The following is a 17,745-nucleotide window of genomic DNA, read 5'->3' as shown; positions in this document are numbered from 1 at the left end:
CTCTTTAATTTGATGATGGTTTATGCGATGACGGCACCAGCGGCGCTAAAAAGCGATTGTGCTGCAATACCGGCATTTGATTACGGATGGTTTTCAAACCTGTGGTGTCAATTTTTACTTTTAAGGCAGCCACCGCATCGGGGTTCTGCCCCAATATTTTGCCCCAGGCATCGACCGCCATCGTGTGGCCCCAAGTGCGACGGGTAGCACCGTGCCGCCCTACCTGAGCGGCCGCCAAGATCACGCACTGGTTCTCAATCGCCCGCGCGCGCAATAATATCTCCCAGTGAGCTTCACCGGTCATTTGGGTAAAGGCCGCCGGGACGGTAATAATCTCCGCGCCCTGCGCGCGTAATGCCTGGAACAAGCCAGGGAAACGCAAGTCATAGCACACCGTCATGCCTAAGCGGCCTACAGGGGTCTCCACCACCGTGGTTTCCTGCCCTGCCTGATAGGTATCCGACTCTCGATAGCGGCCATGCATATCGTTGATATCCACATCAAACATATGAATTTTATCATAGCGAGCTTTTAGCTCACCCTGGTCATCAAACAGCAAGCTACTGGTGGTGATAAGGTCCGGTGACTCACGGCTTATCATCGGCATCGAGCCGATTTGGATCCAGACACCATAGCGGCGCGCCATCTCACGCACTTCTTGTTGCAATGGCCCGTCGTTGTGCTGCTCTGCATGGTGACGATAAGAGGCGGCATTAGCAAATAACAGTGCATTTTCCGGCGTCAGAACCAGCTTAACACCCGAGTTTAACTGTTTGATCTGCTGCTCAATTTGAGCCAGATTATCACGGGTATTTTCACCACTACATAACTGTAATAATGCAACATTGGCATTTTTCATGGCGCCTTACTCTCCTTTAACTGGCGTAATACTTCATGGATGGTCGGCTGGTCCAAACTGCCGGTGATTTGGTAGCGAATCAGCGAAACCTTGCTCCATAATGGGCCTAAAATCTTCGAGGCGGCAAATACCGCAGCCCCCACCACTGGGTTTATCGCAAAGGCGGTGGCGACACCGACGGTCGCCGAAATCTCTGGCGTGATAACCGCTTCCATGGCGATCTGGCGTTTAACCAGGTCCACATTACCGCTCATGGCAATGTCGGCGGCTAATCCATCCACCACTAAATCATTGGTGTGCATGACGCCATTTTTGATATTGGCGGTGCCGCGAATAGAATCAAACGCGAAGTCACGACTAAACGTATCACTAAAGTCGAGCTGGAGCTTACGTAATAGTGCGTCGAAGCTGACCAGCCGCAGTAGCTGGCCTGCGCGCCCGCCACCAAGATCCGTCAACAGCCCTCGCCCCAATCTACTCTTTAACGTCCCGTTTAAGCTATTAATCTGTGGCTGCCACGGCACCCCACGCCAGTTTAAGTCGGCATTGATATCAAACGAGGCATCTTTTATTGGTGTCGTCAGACCAAAGAACGAGATGGTGTCATCGATTTTTGGCCCAGTCAGTGCAACATTGAACGTGGTCTTATCGCCAGAGCTATCTTGTTGCCACTGCCCGCTCATTTTGGCCCGCCCGTTACCCGCTTCAATCAGGCCGTTGGTCAGCATCAAAATATCGCCTTTAGGTGTCAAATCGGCGTTAATCCGCCCAATATTTTGCCCCAAAATCCAGCAAGCTTTACAACGCAATTGCAGTGCTGGCCAATCGCGGAACGAGATTTTACTGGGGCTTTCTGGCGGCTGCAATGCCGCTTGCGCTAACGGATCTTGCGCCTCGTTCGCCGTCCATTGAGGGTTGTAATAGAGATAATCAATATTGGCATGCCATGGCCCATGCTCTTCCATTAGCAGGCTACCCGCGACCTCCTCACCTTTTGCCGTGACTTTGGTGCCGGTAATTAGTGGTTCGATCAGCAATGTCAGTTGATGCCAGGCCTGCCCACCAACCAATAATTGTGGTGTCTCTAATCTCAGCCGCTTAGGGAGAATCACATTGGCACTGCTGCCCTTGATTTTAGGTTGCGCAGATGAGGCAAAAGGCGCACTCACTGTTGCCAACTCCGGTGCCAGCAAGGCCAGCCAGCGCTCACCATCCAATGGCGGTAATTTGAGCACCAAACCTTTCTCATCCGGCAAAGGCGGGGCTTTTTTGCTATCCGTTTTCTGATTAGCGCTTTGCCAAATAGCACGCGTCAGCTCAACGTTATCTTTTAGCAGCAACCATTGGCTATTGAAATGGTTATGACTCCCGGCACTGCCCGACAGAGTAAATGAATCCAGTCCGCCGATGGCCTGCACATGAAGAGGTAGCGCCTGACCACTTGATTTATCTAGCGGTGGAGGTAAGTGACTGCTCACTTTCTTTAGATCCGCCGTGACATCTATTTTGTAATCCGGCTGACCATTTTTCGGTAATTGCACCACCACTTTGCCTTGCCAATTGGCACTGCCACTGAGCAATGTAGCCACATCACTCGGCACCCCCGGTAATTTAGCCGGCAGCCAGTCGCCATCTAACCCAACATTCACCAAAAAGTTCTTTGGCTGCTCTTCGGTGGTGAAATTAACTGTTAGCGGCTGCCCGAACCAGTTGGCTGATAAGCTATCGCTATCGAGATTGCCATCATTGAAGCGGAACTTGCCGCTGATATTCTCCAGTTGGCTTTTCAGCGGCTTCACCAACAGGGTGTTATTATTCAGCGTCACTTCGCCACTGGCGTGCGTAATGTGGTTCTCTTCCAATGGAATATCTAGGTGTAAGCGCCCACTAACCTTACCCCCCACCTGTAACTCCTCCAGTGTTTCAGCGACCGAATCATTGAGCGGCGTCTTGGTAAAGTAGTCGTGAACATCGCGCCCTTCGCCAGCCACCTCGGCATCGACATAGAGCTTTTCTTTCAGATAATCGGGAATGATGGCGCTGATATTGCTGCCAGTGACCTTACCTAACATCGCATGGGGGGCGTCCATCCACAGACCTTCATTGAGGAAATTCAGGTCGATGGCTAAATTCTCTAATGCAGGCCAATCCGGTTGGAACTCGAAGGTGGCGTTACGCAGCGGCACATAGACCTGGAACTGCCCCTCTTTATGTTTATAAGGGAAATCATGAGGATTGCCATTATAGACCAGCGTGGCGTTGTCTACCTGCCCGCCCTGTAACGCCTCAGTCAGATAATCCACCAGCTTCTTGCCCATCAGGGGTTCCGGGAAGTAACGCCAGGCATCGGTGGCATCATACAGGCGGATGCCGGTCAGGATTTTAAGCCACGGTTGCCCTTTATCAGGCTGTTGATAGTGAAAACTGCCGTTACCCCACAACGATTTCGCCCTAACATCCAGTTGGTCACCCCACAGCTCCCAACCTTTATCATCAATCCGCCAGTTCACGGCCCCGCTGGCCTGACTCACTTCCAATGGCGCACGGAACATATCGCCATAAGGTAAGATGCTGTTTTTAAGGCTAATATCTAGCTGTCCCTGCTCAACAGAACCACTTAATGCGCCGGCGAAGTTATTCACGCCCGGCAGCAGTTCCCAGTGCTGCCAGCTGATATCGTGCCATTTGGCTTGAAAACGGCTCTTTTGCGGCTGGCTGATAGGAATGTCTAATGCCAGCGCCTCAACAATGCCTTGCGGACGCAAATCTGCCCAGCGATTCATTAATTCAGGGGTAAACAGTGACAGTGTGGGTAATAGCGGCCCTACACGTTCTAGCTGAATATTGGTGGCGCGAATACGTAATTCTTGGGATTGGTCTGGGCCAATGAATTGAGTATTTTCAGGTAGCCATAGCGCCGAGAGTTGCCCTTTCGGCCAAGATTGACCATCGGTTTTCAGACTCAATTGTGGCGCATCAATTTGCCAGCCATTGCCCTGACGGCGGCCTTCCAACACCAAATTGTCTACCGCGAGCTGATGGCTTTGGTCACCGACCATCCAATTGGCTTGCCCCTGACTGAGCAGAACATTGCCACTGTAGATCTCGCCACTTTTAATGCTCAGCCAGGCCGCCAAACTGAATTCAGCACTATCCAGCCCGGTATTATTGTGCAACCAGCGGCTAATCCACGGCTTTAGGTCGATATTATCGGCCTGCAGATAAACCGTGCCATTATTTAAAATTCCCTGATTATCATGTAGATCCATTCGCACCATCACCACGCCGTGCTGACCATTAATGGTCGAAAGGCTAATTTGCCCCTCGGCGCGGTGCCGGTTACGGGAGTTAAGCCAGGTGAGTTGCGGGATCTCTAATTCGGCACGGGGGCCAGAGGGAGTGAGGAAGGAAACACGGCTGTTGCGCAGGTCGAAATGATCCAACTGGCGCAGGAATATATCGGTGATATTACCGGTTTCAAGATTGCGGCTGCTGTTTTGCTGCGCATCCAGCGTGGTATTCAGATCAAGCTGCAACTGATAAAAGGTCATATCGCGGAACTGCCAGCGCCAGTGTAGCAATGACTGCCATACATCGAGCGCAAGGGTCACCCGTTGCACCTGCCAGTTGGCTTGCGGCAATTTAGCGCTAATATCACGCAATTCCAGCGTCGGGCCAAAGGTTTCCCACGTCCCCTGCATGAACCCCACCTCCAGTGGGATCCCGCTGATGGACTGAACTTTGGCCACGATTTGCGGACGATAATCGTTGATAAGAGGCAGCATCATGCGTAGCCCACTGACCAACAGCGCCACCACAACAATTATTGTGGCGCCTGTCGCGAACATTATCCTGGGCAGTCGCCTCACACATCTCTCCTTGCCATCCGCAGCAGAGCTAGCAGCAGATCTTAATCGCACCTATCCCATGTAAGGCTAGATGGCTCTTACATCATCACCACATCAAACTGTTCTTGGTTATACAGTGGTTCAATCTGAACTTTGACCTGCTTGCCGACGAAAATTTCCACCTCGGCCAGGGCATGGGACTCTTCGCCTTTCAGCGCTTCTCCCACCGCTGGAGAAGCATAGACCAGGAAGCGATCAGAATCATAAGCGTGGTGAACACGGACAATTTCGCGCAAGATTTCGTAGCACACGGTTTCCACTGATTTCACCGTGCCACGGCCACGGCAAGTCGGGCACTCATTGCATAAAACGTGCTCAATGCTCTCCCGCGTGCGCTTGCGCGTCATTTCGACTAAGCCTAGCTGAGAGAAACCATTAATACTGGTTTTTACCCGATCTTTACTCAGGGCCTGCTCCAGTGAATGCAATACACGCCGACGATGTTCTTCGTTGCTCATATCAATGAAATCAATAATGATAATCCCCCCCAGATTGCGCATCCGCAGCTGGCGGGCGATAGCCTGAGTGGCCTCAATATTGGTATTGAAAATGGTTTCGTCAAGATTGCGGTGACCGACAAATGCACCGGTGTTGATATCCACGGTGGTCATGGCTTCTGTCTGGTCAATAATCAGGTAACCGCCTGATTTCAATTCAACTTTACGTTCTAATGAGCGCTGAATTTCGTTTTCGACATCGTAGAGATCAAAAATCGGTTGCTTACCGGCGTACAGCTCCAGTTTTTCGGTCATTTCCGGAATATATTCGCTGGTAAATTCAACCAGCAAATCGTAAGTCAGTTTGGAGTCGACGCGAATTTTATCCAGCGCAGCGCCAGCAAAGTCACGTAACACGCGCTGTGCCAGTGCCATCTCGCCATACAGCTTATATTTGGTGATATTGCGTTTTTTGCGCTCCTGAACCTTCGTCCACAAGCGTTTGAGAAACGCCGCATCAGCCGATAACTCCTCTTCACCAATGCCTTCAGCAGCCGTGCGGATGATAAAACCGCCTTGCTCGTCGCAATAGGCTGCCACGGTTTTTTTCAACCGCTCGCGCTCAACTTCACTCTCAATGCGCTGGGAAACGCCAACATGGGCGGCACCCGGCATCAACACCAAATAGCGCGAAGGCAGGGTGATATCGGTGGTTAAACGAGCGCCTTTGGTGCCGAGGGGATCTTTCACCACCTGCACCATTAAATCCTGCCCCTGGCGAACCAGTTCAGCAATATCGCGCACATTGAAATTTTTCTGCTCATCCCCGGCCACGCATTCGGTGTGGGGCATGATATCGGAAGCATGGAGGAAGGCGGCCTTCTCCAGACCTATATCGACAAAAGCCGCTTGCATCCCCGGTAACACCCGGCTGACTCGACCTTTGTAGATATTGCCAACAATCCCTCGTTTGGCTTCACGCTCGATATGTATCTCTTGCAGGATGCCACCATCAATGTAGGCAACCCGCGTTTCAGACGGTGTAATATTGACCAGTAATTCAGCTGTCATGTATTCCTCTCACATTACGTAGCGCAATGAAATTACTTAGTAATTCATGGGTTTCTACCAACGGCAGACCCACCACGGCATGATAACTGCCGTTGATGGATCTGACGAAACAACCACCTTTCCCCTGAATACCGTAAGCGCCCGCTTTGTCCATGGGTTCACCGGTAGCAATATAATTACTGATTTCCAATTGGGATAACACACGAAATGTCACATCTGTCACAACCATGGCAGATAACATATCTTGCTGATCAGCCAGCGATACTGCCGTGATTACCTGATGTTGCTGCCCAGACAATGCACTCAGTATTTGCTGGGCATGTGCGGTATCCCGTGGTTTTTCTAAAACTTGCCCATTGAGCACCACGATGGTATCGGCCCCTAATACCGGCAGATCCTGTGGTGCGACCTCCACCCCTGCACGAGCTTTATCCTGCGCGAGGCGCTGAACATACCTTTGCGCACTCTCTTCTGGCTGGCGTTGCTCTTCAACCTCTGTTTTCAGCACCTCAAACGGGACATCAAGCAGGGCCAATAATTCACGGCGACGCGGGGAACCAGAAGCTAAATACAGGGCGGTCATGAGTCTTAAGTCCTTATTGCACCGCAAATTGGCGGCGAATTTTACGCATTAACAAAAATAGCCAAGGCCAAAGAATGCCATTAACAACACTACTCCAGAATACTTCTGGCCGGAATGAGACATTAATGACTAAAAACTCAGACCAAAACACCACCACATCCATGGTGAGCGAAAGCAGCATCACGATAAGTGCTTGTTGCCACAGCGCCATATTGCGAAATAACTGAAACTTAAACGCCACCAGATAAGCGATGATACTCAGTGCCAGCGCCCGCACCCCAAGTGTTGAACCTAAAATAAGATCCATAATCAGCCCGAGGACAAAGCCGGTGCCGACATTCACACGGTGCGGTAGTGCCATCACCCAATAAATTAAAACCAACGCCAGCCATGAAGGGCGGAACATATAAATTTGTTCAGGCCACGGCATAATTTGCAGCACCATGGCAATCAGGAAAGATAACCAGATAACCCAACGACCATTGCTGCTGTAACGATTCATGGCGAGACTCCCGGCGCAGTGATTGCAGTGGGTGCCACCGTAGAAGGTGCCGGTGGCCCCATCGCATCAGCGGCGGGTAGCACTTGCGACATCATGGGCGCGAGGCGCTCGTTTGCCACACGGCGGACTTCATCTGGCGGCAATGGCAGATCGCCATTACGGTCAGCGCCCCACAACAGCAACAGGTAACGTAAGCGCTGTAGATCCGCCGTCGGACGTGCCTGAATAACAGTATAGGCGCGCTGATTGTCAACTTTCACCGAAGAGACCACCGCCACTGGGTAGCCTTCAGGGAAGCGACCGCCTAAACCGGACGTCACTAACACATCACCAACGCGAATATCTGTATTGCTGGGGAGGTGTTCCAGTAATAAGTCATCGGTACAACCACTCCCTGCGGCAATAACCCGAATATCATTTCGTAATACCTGAATAGGTAACGCGTGGGAGGCATCGCAAATCAATAATACGCGGCTGGTTAATTTACTCACCGCAACAACCTGGCCGACGACACCCCGGTCACTGATAACCGGCTGGCCTTCGTACACCCCATTGTTAGAACCTTTATCGATAACCACTTGGTCACTATAGGGATCGGTCCCGCTGGACATCACCTGAGTGACCATTTTTTGTTCGTCCTGACGCAGCGGAGAACCTAGCAATTCACGTAAGCGGTTATTTTCCTGCTTAAATTGCCCGAGTAGCTGTAGGTCAGTGTTTTTCAGTAATAACTCTTGGCGCAATACACGATTTTCCAGCTCAAGCTGCTCGCGAGTCGCCAGAGTTTCAGAAACGTTGTCGAGAACTTTGCGTGGCCCATTGGCCAGAAAATAGAAAGGGCTTACTGCGGTGTCCATGTAGGTGCGCACTTTAACAAACGTACCCAATCGGCTATCAGCGATAACCAAAATAATGGCGGCAAGTACGGCAAAAAACAACCGCAGTTGCAGGGATGGACCCCGACTAAAAATCGGCTTCATAAATTATGCGTATTCCTCGACGACATGAGGAAGAAGCGCCAAATCTAAACCTATCCCAAACTTAACGTGGGTATGAGTTCACTCGATCTGGCGTCTCTCCTTTTGGCTGACTATTCTTCGCTGAACAAATCGCCGCCATGCATGTCGATCATTTCCAACGCTTTACCACCGCCGCGGGCGACGCAGGTCAATGGATCTTCGGCAACCACCACTGGGATACCGGTCTCTTCCATCAGCAGGCGATCCAGGTTACGCAGCAATGCGCCACCACCGGTCAACACCATACCGCGCTCAGAGATGTCAGATGCCAGTTCTGGCGGACACTGTTCCAGAGCAACCATTACCGCGCTAACAATACCGGTTAGCGGCTCTTGCAGTGCTTCTAGGATCTCATTGGAGTTCAGGGTAAAGCCCCGAGGTACACCTTCAGCAAGGTTACGGCCACGAACTTCAATTTCCAGAACTTCATCACCTGGATAAGCAGAACCGATGCTGTGTTTGATACGTTCGGCAGTCGCTTCACCAATCAGTGAACCATAGTTACGGCGCACATAATTAATGATGGCTTCATCAAAACGGTCACCACCGATACGAACCGATGAGGAGTAAACCACGCCGTTCAGAGAGATAACGGCCACTTCTGTGGTCCCGCCACCAATATCCACAACCATCGAGCCTGTTGCTTCAGAAACCGGCAGGCCTGCACCAATGGCCGCAGCCATGGGTTCTTCAATCAGGAACACTTCACGAGCGCCAGCGCCCTGAGCAGATTCACGGATCGCACGGCGCTCAACCTGAGTGGCCCCGACCGGTACGCACACCAGTACGCGCGGACTTGGGCGCATAAAGCTGTTGCTATGAACTTGCTTGATAAAGTGTTGCAGCATCTTTTCGGTAACAAAGAAATCGGCGATAACGCCATCTTTCATTGGGCGAATAGCTGCGATATTACCGGGAGTGCGCCCTAGCATCTGTTTGGCTTCATGGCCCACAGCTGCAACGCTCTTTGGTGAGCCGGCACGATCCTGGCGAATAGCAACCACTGAAGGTTCATTCAGTACAATGCCTTGTCCTTTAACATAAATAAGGGTATTGGCGGTACCCAAGTCGATGGACAAGTCGTTGGAAAACATGCCACGAAATTTCTTAAACATAACGAAAGGATAATCCTGCAAGCTGGGGGCGGAAAATAAAATCCGCCTACTTTACCAACCACACGAACCAGCGACAAGGCGCAAAAACGTCCTGATTCGGTGAAAAAGTAGCTGCGTTATTAACATGTCGTTCCATTCAGAGTCCATATCGTTTGAAAAGGCTGAATAAAACCTTGGCACAACACAGATTCTGCGCAACGACCGACGTAACACAGCACATAAAATCTAACATTTAACCTGATTCTCGCTGGAAGTAAGCGCCCACCAACGATTTACGGAAATGACCAACACATTCTACGTTAATTTTTGCTCAACGATCAGGCTAAACATAGCCTAATACGAATATTTTTTCTTTCCGGGAATCAAAGGCGTCGGTGGAGCAAAAAAATTGCCCTGTCCACCATAAATACCTTTCTCTTTCAGAGTTTGCCACTCTTCACGGGTAAGCACTTCCGCGGCAAAAACTTTTGCATGTGCGCCTGCACAAGCACCGGTAAGACTTTCTACAAACAACTGATTTTCATAACGTAAATTAATATTTCTGACTAACCCCGGATGAAGCTTAATCATCTCAATCCGTAGAGACTTAATATAAGAGGTGCTGACAACCGTCAATCCGGCCTGCGACACCATCACTTTGCAGCCCACACCAAGCAATAAACGTATCATCGGGCGGATGCGGTCGATATGTTGACACACATCTGCCTCTGCAAGTTCAAAGATAATCCGCGTTCTATCCGATTTTTTGCATTGTAATAGCGTATCCCGCAGCCAACGCTGGAAAGGACGCTGCAATAATGAATCAACGCAGATAGAAAATGCCAGAGTTTCGTCCGGCCATAAAGATAATAAAGGAATTATCCGATCAATTTTTTGGCGGTCATAACGCTCAGCTAAACCGAACAGTTGCACCAAGGGGGTAAATTCAGCCGCCAGCAGCTCCTGCTTACCATCAAATATACGACTGATGACTTCACGATGATGAATCTTGCCGTCAACGGTAATGACCGGGCGTTGATAGAGTCTTGGGCCACCGCTCACCAATGTTTGTTCTAATAAAGTGCGCCATTTAACACTGCCACGCCCTCTTTCCGCTACTTGAGTATCAAATACATACCAACCATTCCCGCCATACATCGCCGCATTTCTGGTCGCTTGCCTGGCATTATCCATAATCTGTTCGGTAGACTCGCCACCGCGGTACGCCACAATTCCAATATGCAGCAGTGATTCACGGTCAATAATATGGAGGTCGGGTAGAGTCCCGACCGCATGGACCAGTTGCGCGGCCATAACATCGGCATATTTTAAGGTTTTATGTGGCAGTAATATGGCGACCTCACTTTGATGGTAACGCGCCAGTAACGCCGAGGGGTGACGGGCCACAAAGGTAGAAAGCATATTAATCAGCGAATGCATCAACTCTTGTACCCGCTGATGATCATTAGTTTCATTTAAGCGGTCAAAATCCGGCAGTTGTACCATCATCACCACGCCGTGAGCACCTGACTCTTCCAATTGCGTGGTCAACTGATTATCAAAAAACTGGCGATTGCTGAAACCGGTCTTGGCATCCTGCGCCGCAAAAGTGCGAATCAAGGTATCAACACGGTTACGCTCCGCCCTCACCTCTGTCAGCTCAGCTAATAGATGGTCAATGGCGCGGCTGGCGCAGGGGGGCCATTCGCGACCTTCGCTGCGAATGGCGTGTTCACGTTCGCCATTCAGAATGCGTTTTGCCCGCCACTCTAGTTTCTCCTGACCATCGGTCTGTTCACGTAGCCAACGAAAACTCAGCCAAAGTGTCAGCGCGATCACTAGCGCGACCAGCGATAAAACTGCCATCGCGTAAAAAGAGCGGGCATAGCTATTTAGCGGGTCAATATAAGTAAGGTGCATCGATGCACCCGGTTGATGCAACATAGATACAACCAGCGTGCGATGTTGACTATTGCTATTCCAAGGTGTGTAGGTGGCGGGGAGTTTGAGATGGTACAACGTACTGATTTCGTTCTGAATAGTGACATCCACGACGCCAATCGTTCGCATCATAATAGGCAGCCATTCACGTTCTTGCTCAACCGATTGCAGCAGCAGCGACTGATCATAAGTCGTCACAATACTCTGGAGTCGCTGCTCCATTTTTTTCTGACACAGATAGAAGAAACTTGCCGTGCTACCCAGTAGCACCAAACACATGCCCAATACGACCAGCAGTGTCACAAACGCAGAAAGTTTGGTTGTAAATCGCATCCCTTAGCCTTGCGAAGCGCATTATGAAGTAGAAAACTCAATTCCCTTGAGGAAAATACTATATGACAAAAACAGCTCATAACACTGATTTTTTACTTCATAATGCGACAATAGCCCAATAACTCCGCCCTTTTCCCTGAAATTCGGCGGTTCCTCTTTCAAGGATAGTCATAGTCAAAATCAACGGCCTGATTTTTGTCCTTGATCAGGCTTGAAGGTTGATGTTGCCGCTATATTGGCTCACTCTTAACTTATCATTTTTCTGTTTTTTTGGAGTGCGATATGCGAGCGCTTGTTCTTGAGCAAACTGACGGCCGTACCACCGCAGAAGTGCGTGAAATATCCCCCTCACAATTGCCTGCTGGTAATGTCACGGTTGATGTCAATTGGTCTAGCCTGAATTATAAAGATGCACTAGCCATCACGGGCCAAGGGAAGATCATTCGTGAATTCCCAATGGTTCCCGGTATCGATTTCGCCGGTACTGTGCACAGTAGCGAAGATCCGCGTTTTCACGTGGGTCAATCCGTGTTGCTGACGGGCTGGGGGGTCGGCGAAAACCATTGGGGTGGTTTGGCGGAGCAAGCGCGGGTGAATGGCGACTGGCTAGTGCCGATGCCTGAAGGGCTGGAACCCCGTAAGGCGATGATTATCGGCACTGCCGGTTTTACTGCCATGTTGTGCGTCATGGCGCTGGAAGAGGGTGGCGTCACACCTGAAAGCGGTGAAGTGGTCGTCACTGGTGCCAGTGGCGGCGTGGGGAGCACCGCGATCGCCTTGCTCTCTGCGCTAGGCTACCAAATTGCCGCGATTTCGGGTCGTGACAGCAACAGCGAATACCTGAAAAGTCTGGGTGCGCGTCGGGTATTATCCCGCAGTGAGTATCTTGATGCTTCGCGCCCGCTGGAAAAACAGCTATGGGCAGGTGCTATTGACACCGTTGGTGACAAATTGCTGGCTAAAGTGCTGGCGCAGATGAACTACAACGGCACTGTTGCGGCATGTGGGCTAGCGGGCGGTTATACCCTGCCAACCACCGTGATGCCATTTATTCTGCGTAATGTGCGCTTGCAAGGGGTAGATTCAGTGATGACCCCACAACCGCGCCGCCAGCAGGCCTGGCAGCGGCTGCTGAAGATCTTACCTGAAAGCTTCTACCAACAAGCATCACAATCCATCACGTTAGCCGATGCGCCGACCATCGCCGCTCGCTTGCTAGCGAATGAAGTCACGGGCCGAACCTTGGTTAAAGTGCGCTGATTAACTCGTTTTCTCATAATAATCAGCACTGTAACACCGTTTTTCTATCAATAACGCCGGGGGGATGACTCTCCCGGTTTATCTCCTCCCCATTGTAATTATTTTTAAATTTTTCTTTGCTCTCTCGCACTTATCGCCATAAGCCTCCATGATTAATATCACCACAGTCAATATGACGCTCTGTTCGATGGAGTAACTCTATGCGCAACATTTTCGCCAAAAATCACACTTCTCGTCCCCATAGTTCGCCGCGCAAACTGACGGAAGCAGATGTCACCCCTGAGAACATCTTTTACCAGCGCCGCAAGGTATTGCAGGCATTGGGAATTACTGCCGCCACGCTGGCGCTACCCACCTCAGCACAGGCCGATTTGCTGGCATGGTTTAAAGGCAATAATCGCCCCAAAGCCCCTTCGGGCAAGCCGTTGGAGTTTACCCAATCCGCCGCCTATCACCCCAATCTGGCGCTAACGCCGGAAGATAAAGTGACTGGCTACAATAATTTCTATGAATTTGGCCTTGATAAAGCCGATCCCGCCGCCAATGCCGGCACCCTGAAAACGGAAGGCTGGAAAATCAAAATCGACGGTGAAGTGGCTAAGCCCATGACGCTAGATATGGATGACCTGATGAAGCGCTTCCCACTGGAGGAGCGCATTTATCGTATGCGCTGCGTTGAAGCCTGGTCAATGGTAGTGCCGTGGATTGGTTTTGAACTGGGGAAACTGCTAAAGCTGGTTGAGCCGACCAGTAATGCGCGCTACGTCGCATTCCAGACTCTCTATGCCCCAGACCAGATGCCAGGGCAGGAAGACCGCTTTATTGGCGGCGGCCTAAAATATCCCTATGTCGAAGGGCTACGACTGGATGAGGCGATGCACCCGCTAGCCTTCATGACACTGGGTGTTTATGGCAAAGCACTACCACCGCAAAATGGCGCACCGCTGCGGCTGATTACGCCGTGGAAATATGGTTTTAAAGGGATAAAATCCATTGTTCATATTCGCCTGACCAATGATCAGCCCCCCACAACCTGGAATCTGAGCGCCCCAGACGAATATGGTTTTTATGCCAATGTGAACCCACATGTGGATCATCCGCGCTGGTCACAGGCCACTGAGCGCTTTATTGGTTCTGGCGGCATCCTTGATGTACAGCGCCAGCCGACACTGCTGTTTAATGGTTATGCCGATCAAGTTGCATCACTCTATCGTGGATTGGATCTGAGGAAAAACTTCTGATGCGCCTCAGCCTACAACACATTAAGTGGCTCAAGGTGGCTATCTGGCTGGCAGCAGCGCTACCTTTCCTGTGGCTGGTTCTATCGGTCGACCAAGGCTGGTTCAGTGCTGATCCCGCCAAGGATATTCAGCATTTTACCGGGCGCATGACGCTTAAACTGCTACTGGCGACACTGCTGGTCACGCCACTGGCCCGCTATGGCAAACAGCCGCTGCTGATCCGTTGCCGTCGCCTATTGGGCTTATGGTGCTTTGCCTGGGGCACACTGCATTTAGTCAGCTATTCAGTGTTGGAGTTGGGGCTAAGCAACATTAGCCTGCTCGGTCGTGAACTGGTCACCCGCCCCTACCTGACCTTGGGCATCATTAGTTGGTTAGTGTTGCTGTCACTGGCAGTCACCTCCACCCTATGGGCGCAACGAAAAATGGGACCCAACTGGCAAAAGCTGCATAATTTGGTGTATGTTGTCGCCATTCTTGCGCCGATTCATTATCTTTGGTCGGTTAAAACCCTGTCGCCACTCCCCATTATTTACGCAGTGACGGCCGTAATATTACTCGTGCTGCGCTACAAAAAATTTCGCCAATGGTTGCGCTAAAAACGGGTGCTTATTGGTGGCGAATGCACAGTTCAGACTCTTTTCTATTGAATATCTTCGCTGATAAGACCAGTATTTAGCTGCTAATTGCTACGATATCATTATAATGCCCGACCTTAGTACCGATCGCAGTGTCAAATTCATCGTAAAAAGGTGACAAATCGGTAACATCAGGTTATTTTTTACGATGATGTACTTATTGCCGGAGATACCAGCACAATGTCGGATAAGTTTCACATTTTGCTTCTGAATGGCCCTAACTTGAATCTGCTTGGAACCCGTGAACCGGAAAAGTACGGTTCGACCACGTTGGCTGAGATTGTCAGCCAGTTAGAGACGCAAGCTCAGGAAGTGGATGTCGCGCTTTCCCATTTGCAGTCAAATGCAGAACATGTGCTGATCGAGAGAATCCACCAGGCGCGGGGTAATACCGATTTTATCCTGATCAACCCGGCAGCGTTTACGCATACCAGCGTAGCTCTGCGCGATGCATTGCTAGGCGTGGAGATCCCGTTTATTGAGATCCACCTGTCTAACGTGCACGCCAGGGAGCCTTTCCGTCATCACTCATATCTCTCTGATATCGCGGTTGGCGTCATCTGCGGACTTGGCGCAGATGGCTACAACTTTGCTTTACAGGCAGCGGTAAATCGCTTGTCAAAATCCAACTAATTGCCACACAAAAAGAGTACGGAATCACACTCATGGATATTCGTAAGATTAAGAAACTGATCGAACTGGTTGAAGAGTCCGGCATTTCAGAGCTGGAAATCTCAGAAGGCGAAGAGTCAGTACGTATCAGTCGTGCTCCCGCCGCGCCAAACTACCCAATGATGCAACAGCCGTATGCGTTTGCAGCACCACAGCAGCCAGCTCTGGCCGCCGCTGTCGCGCCAGCACCTGCTGCTGAAGCCGCAGCACCGGCAGCTATCAGCGGCCATATCGTGCGCTCCCCAATGGTCGGAACCTTCTACCGCACCCCGAGCCCGGATGCTAAAGCCTTCATTGAAGTAGGTCAGAAAGTTTCTGCTGGTGACACTCTTTGCATCGTTGAAGCGATGAAAATGATGAACCAAATCGAAGCAGATAAATCCGGTACTGTAAAAGCCATTCTGGTTGAAAACGGTCAACCGGTTGAATTCGACGAGCCTCTTGTCGTCATCGAGTAACGAGGCGTTCCATGCTTGATAAAATCGTAATCGCTAACCGTGGTGAGATTGCGCTGCGTATCCTGCGAGCTTGTAAAGAGCTGGGGATCAAAACTGTCGCAGTTCACTCCACGGCAGATCGTGATCTTAAACATGTGTTATTGGCTGACGAGACTGTCTGTATCGGTCCCGCGCCTTCTGTTAAAAGCTATCTGAACATTCCGGCAATCATCTCTGCTGCTGAGATCACCGGCGCGGTGGCTATTCACCCCGGCTATGGTTTCCTGTCTGAAAATGCTGATTTTGCCGAACAGGTAGAACGTTCAGGTTTCATCTTTATCGGGCCACGTGCCGAAACCATTCGCCTGATGGGCGATAAAGTTTCCGCTATCAGCGCGATGAAGAAAGCAGGTGTACCTTGCGTACCCGGCTCTGACGGCCCACTGACCGACGACACAACCAAGAACAAAGCCTTTGCCAAACGTATCGGTTATCCGGTCATCATCAAGGCATCTGGCGGCGGCGGTGGTCGTGGTATGCGTGTGGTTCGCCACGATAAAGATCTTGAGCAATCCATTAACATGACCCGTGCGGAAGCCAAAGCGGCTTTCAATAACGACATGGTTTATATGGAAAAATACCTTGAAAACCCACGCCATATCGAAATTCAGATTTTGGCTGACGGTCAGGGTAGCGCCATCTATCTGGCTGAGCGCGACTGCTCTATGCAGCGCCGCCATCAGAAAGTGGTTGAAGAGGCACCAGCACCAGGTATCACTGGCGAAATGCGCCGTTATATTGGTGAACGCTGTGCGAAAGCTTGCGTGGAGATCGGCTATCGTGGTGCCGGGACTTTCGAGTTCTTATATGAAAACGGCGAGTTCTATTTCATTGAAATGAACACCCGTATTCAGGTTGAGCACCCGGTGACCGAAATGATCACTGGTGTCGATTTGATCAAAGAACAGCTGCGTATTGCTGCTGGCCAACCTCTCTCCATCAAACAAGATGAAGTGAAAGTCCATGGTCATGCCGTCGAATGCCGTATCAATGCCGAAGATCCAAATACCTTCCTGCCGAGTCCGGGTAAAATTACTCGTTTCCATGCGCCGGGCGGTTTTGGTGTGCGTTGGGAGTCTCATATTTACGCCGGTTATACTGTGCCGCCATATTATGACTCCATGATCGGCAAGCTTATCACTTACGGTGAAAACCGTGATGTGGCGATTGCGCGCATGAAAAATGCGTTGGCAGAACTCATCATCGATGGCATCAAAACCAACGTTGAGTTGCAGCAACGCATCATGAATGATGAAAACTTCCAGCACGGTGGCACCAATATCCACTATCTGGAGAAGAAGCTCGGGTTGCAAGAGACCTGATTTTTACCTTTCATGTGTTTGATATCAAAAATAATTCGAGTTGCAGAAAGGCCGCAATTGAGTGAATGCCCAGGAGCTTACATCAGTTAAGTGACTGGGGTGAACGAAGACAGCCAACGCACATGCAGCTTGAAGTATGACGGGTATATCTTTTATATCAGGGCCGGTTAATCCCGGCCTTTTTTCTTTTTCAACTCTCTTTCGGCTTAGATGCCCTAAATAATTGGCACAACTACCATGCGGCAAACGAATGAAATCCGATAAGTCAATTCGGATAGCGGGAGCGACCAGGCAGCAAGCGAACGCATCCCGATGAGCTGACTCACGTCAGTGATTCGGGTGGGTGAGAGCAGCTAACAACGCTGTAG

14 protein-coding genes are annotated in these 17,745 nt (G+C 50.6%); 6 read left to right on the top strand and 8 right to left on the bottom strand.

Annotated elements, in window-relative coordinates:
• Positions 1–4: 4 nt before the first annotated feature.
• The 8 genes from nit1 to csrD form a co-directional block, all read right to left on the bottom strand.
• Positions 5–859: a deaminated glutathione amidase gene (gene nit1, locus FFE93_RS01920; RefSeq protein WP_049602645.1), complete on the bottom strand. Its 855-nt coding sequence runs from the start codon at positions 857–859 to the stop codon at positions 5–7.
• Entirely contained in the window at positions 856–4,728 is a 3,873-nt protein-coding gene (yhdP, locus tag FFE93_RS01915; protein ID WP_138774717.1) for an AsmA2 domain-containing protein YhdP, read from the bottom strand. The genes nit1 and yhdP overlap by 4 nt, the downstream gene beginning before the upstream one ends.
• A 77-nt stretch (positions 4,729–4,805) precedes the next feature.
• Entirely contained in the window at positions 4,806–6,275 is a 1,470-nt protein-coding gene (rng, locus tag FFE93_RS01910; protein ID WP_032814841.1) for a ribonuclease G, read from the bottom strand.
• Positions 6,265–6,858 (bottom strand): Maf family protein, encoded by a 594-nt coding sequence (locus FFE93_RS01905; RefSeq protein ID WP_005271381.1) that lies wholly within the window; start codon positions 6,856–6,858, stop codon positions 6,265–6,267. Before FFE93_RS01905 ends, rng begins: the two co-directional genes overlap by 11 nt.
• Before the next feature lie 13 nt (positions 6,859–6,871).
• On the bottom strand, positions 6,872–7,360 hold the full coding sequence (mreD, locus tag FFE93_RS01900) for a rod shape-determining protein MreD (RefSeq protein WP_032814839.1): 489 nt from the start codon (positions 7,358–7,360) through the stop codon (positions 6,872–6,874).
• Positions 7,357–8,340, bottom strand: a complete 984-nt coding sequence (mreC, locus tag FFE93_RS01895; protein ID WP_005271379.1) for a rod shape-determining protein MreC — start codon at positions 8,338–8,340, stop codon at positions 7,357–7,359. Before mreC ends, mreD begins: the two co-directional genes overlap by 4 nt.
• Positions 8,341–8,450: 110 nt before the next feature.
• Positions 8,451–9,494 (bottom strand): rod shape-determining protein MreB, encoded by a 1,044-nt coding sequence (gene mreB / locus FFE93_RS01890; protein ID WP_004875762.1) that lies wholly within the window; start codon positions 9,492–9,494, stop codon positions 8,451–8,453.
• A gap of 333 nt (positions 9,495–9,827) precedes the next feature.
• Positions 9,828–11,747: an RNase E specificity factor CsrD gene (gene csrD / locus FFE93_RS01885; protein WP_032896630.1), complete on the bottom strand. Its 1,920-nt coding sequence runs from the start codon at positions 11,745–11,747 to the stop codon at positions 9,828–9,830.
• A gap of 282 nt (positions 11,748–12,029) precedes the next feature.
• Here csrD and FFE93_RS01880 point away from each other — a divergent pair, with 282 nt between their 5' ends.
• The 6 genes from FFE93_RS01880 to accC all read left to right on the top strand — a co-directional run bounded on the left by FFE93_RS01880 (position 12,030) and on the right by accC (position 17,377).
• A complete protein-coding gene (locus FFE93_RS01880) occupies positions 12,030–13,007 on the top strand; it encodes an MDR family oxidoreductase (protein WP_005271373.1) in 978 nt (325 codons plus the stop codon).
• Between the two features lie 200 nt (positions 13,008–13,207).
• Entirely contained in the window at positions 13,208–14,248 is a 1,041-nt protein-coding gene (gene msrP, locus FFE93_RS01875) for a protein-methionine-sulfoxide reductase catalytic subunit MsrP (protein ID WP_005271370.1), read from the top strand.
• Complete coding sequence (msrQ, locus tag FFE93_RS01870; protein WP_032896626.1) at positions 14,248–14,847, top strand: protein-methionine-sulfoxide reductase heme-binding subunit MsrQ; 600 nt, start codon at positions 14,248–14,250, stop codon at positions 14,845–14,847. Before msrP ends, msrQ begins: the two co-directional genes overlap by 1 nt.
• A gap of 219 nt (positions 14,848–15,066) precedes the next feature.
• Complete coding sequence (gene aroQ / locus FFE93_RS01865) at positions 15,067–15,519, top strand: type II 3-dehydroquinate dehydratase (protein WP_032896624.1); 453 nt, start codon at positions 15,067–15,069, stop codon at positions 15,517–15,519.
• A gap of 32 nt (positions 15,520–15,551) precedes the next feature.
• Positions 15,552–16,016, top strand: a complete 465-nt coding sequence (accB, locus tag FFE93_RS01860; protein ID WP_004711025.1) for an acetyl-CoA carboxylase biotin carboxyl carrier protein — start codon at positions 15,552–15,554, stop codon at positions 16,014–16,016.
• Between the two features lie 11 nt (positions 16,017–16,027).
• Positions 16,028–17,377 carry an acetyl-CoA carboxylase biotin carboxylase subunit gene (gene accC / locus FFE93_RS01855; protein ID WP_005271359.1) on the top strand — a complete coding sequence of 450 codons (1,350 nt, stop codon included), beginning with the start codon at positions 16,028–16,030 and terminating at the stop codon, positions 17,375–17,377.
• The last annotated feature ends 368 nt before the right edge of the window (positions 17,378–17,745 follow it).

Origin of the sequence: Yersinia sp. KBS0713 (assembly GCF_005937895.2) — a bacterium.
In the GTDB taxonomy this organism is placed as follows: domain Bacteria; phylum Pseudomonadota; class Gammaproteobacteria; order Enterobacterales; family Enterobacteriaceae; genus Yersinia; species Yersinia bercovieri.
Note: the sequence above shows the minus strand (reverse complement) of the source record. Positions and strands in the feature narration are given on the sequence as shown.

What these genes read in the sequence shown, in the direction of transcription:
- nit1 (WP_049602645.1), bottom strand. Translation starts at nt 859, where the DNA reads ATGAAAAATGCCAATGTTGCATTATTACAGTTATGTAGTGGTGAAAAT.
- rng (WP_032814841.1), bottom strand. Translation starts at nt 6,275, where the DNA reads ATGACAGCTGAATTACTGGTCAATATTACACCGTCTGAAACGCGGGTT.
- FFE93_RS01905 (WP_005271381.1), bottom strand. Translation starts at nt 6,858, where the DNA reads ATGACCGCCCTGTATTTAGCTTCTGGTTCCCCGCGTCGCCGTGAATTA.
- mreD (WP_032814839.1), bottom strand. Translation starts at nt 7,360, where the DNA reads ATGAATCGTTACAGCAGCAATGGTCGTTGGGTTATCTGGTTATCTTTC.
- mreC (WP_005271379.1), bottom strand. Translation starts at nt 8,340, where the DNA reads ATGAAGCCGATTTTTAGTCGGGGTCCATCCCTGCAACTGCGGTTGTTT.
- mreB (WP_004875762.1), bottom strand. Translation starts at nt 9,494, where the DNA reads ATGTTTAAGAAATTTCGTGGCATGTTTTCCAACGACTTGTCCATCGAC.
- csrD (WP_032896630.1), bottom strand. Translation starts at nt 11,747, where the DNA reads ATGCGATTTACAACCAAACTTTCTGCGTTTGTGACACTGCTGGTCGTA.
- FFE93_RS01880 (WP_005271373.1), top strand. Translation starts at nt 12,030, where the DNA reads ATGCGAGCGCTTGTTCTTGAGCAAACTGACGGCCGTACCACCGCAGAA.
- msrP (WP_005271370.1), top strand. Translation starts at nt 13,208, where the DNA reads ATGCGCAACATTTTCGCCAAAAATCACACTTCTCGTCCCCATAGTTCG.
- msrQ (WP_032896626.1), top strand. Translation starts at nt 14,248, where the DNA reads ATGCGCCTCAGCCTACAACACATTAAGTGGCTCAAGGTGGCTATCTGG.
- aroQ (WP_032896624.1), top strand. Translation starts at nt 15,067, where the DNA reads ATGTCGGATAAGTTTCACATTTTGCTTCTGAATGGCCCTAACTTGAAT.
- accB (WP_004711025.1), top strand. Translation starts at nt 15,552, where the DNA reads ATGGATATTCGTAAGATTAAGAAACTGATCGAACTGGTTGAAGAGTCC.
- accC (WP_005271359.1), top strand. Translation starts at nt 16,028, where the DNA reads ATGCTTGATAAAATCGTAATCGCTAACCGTGGTGAGATTGCGCTGCGT.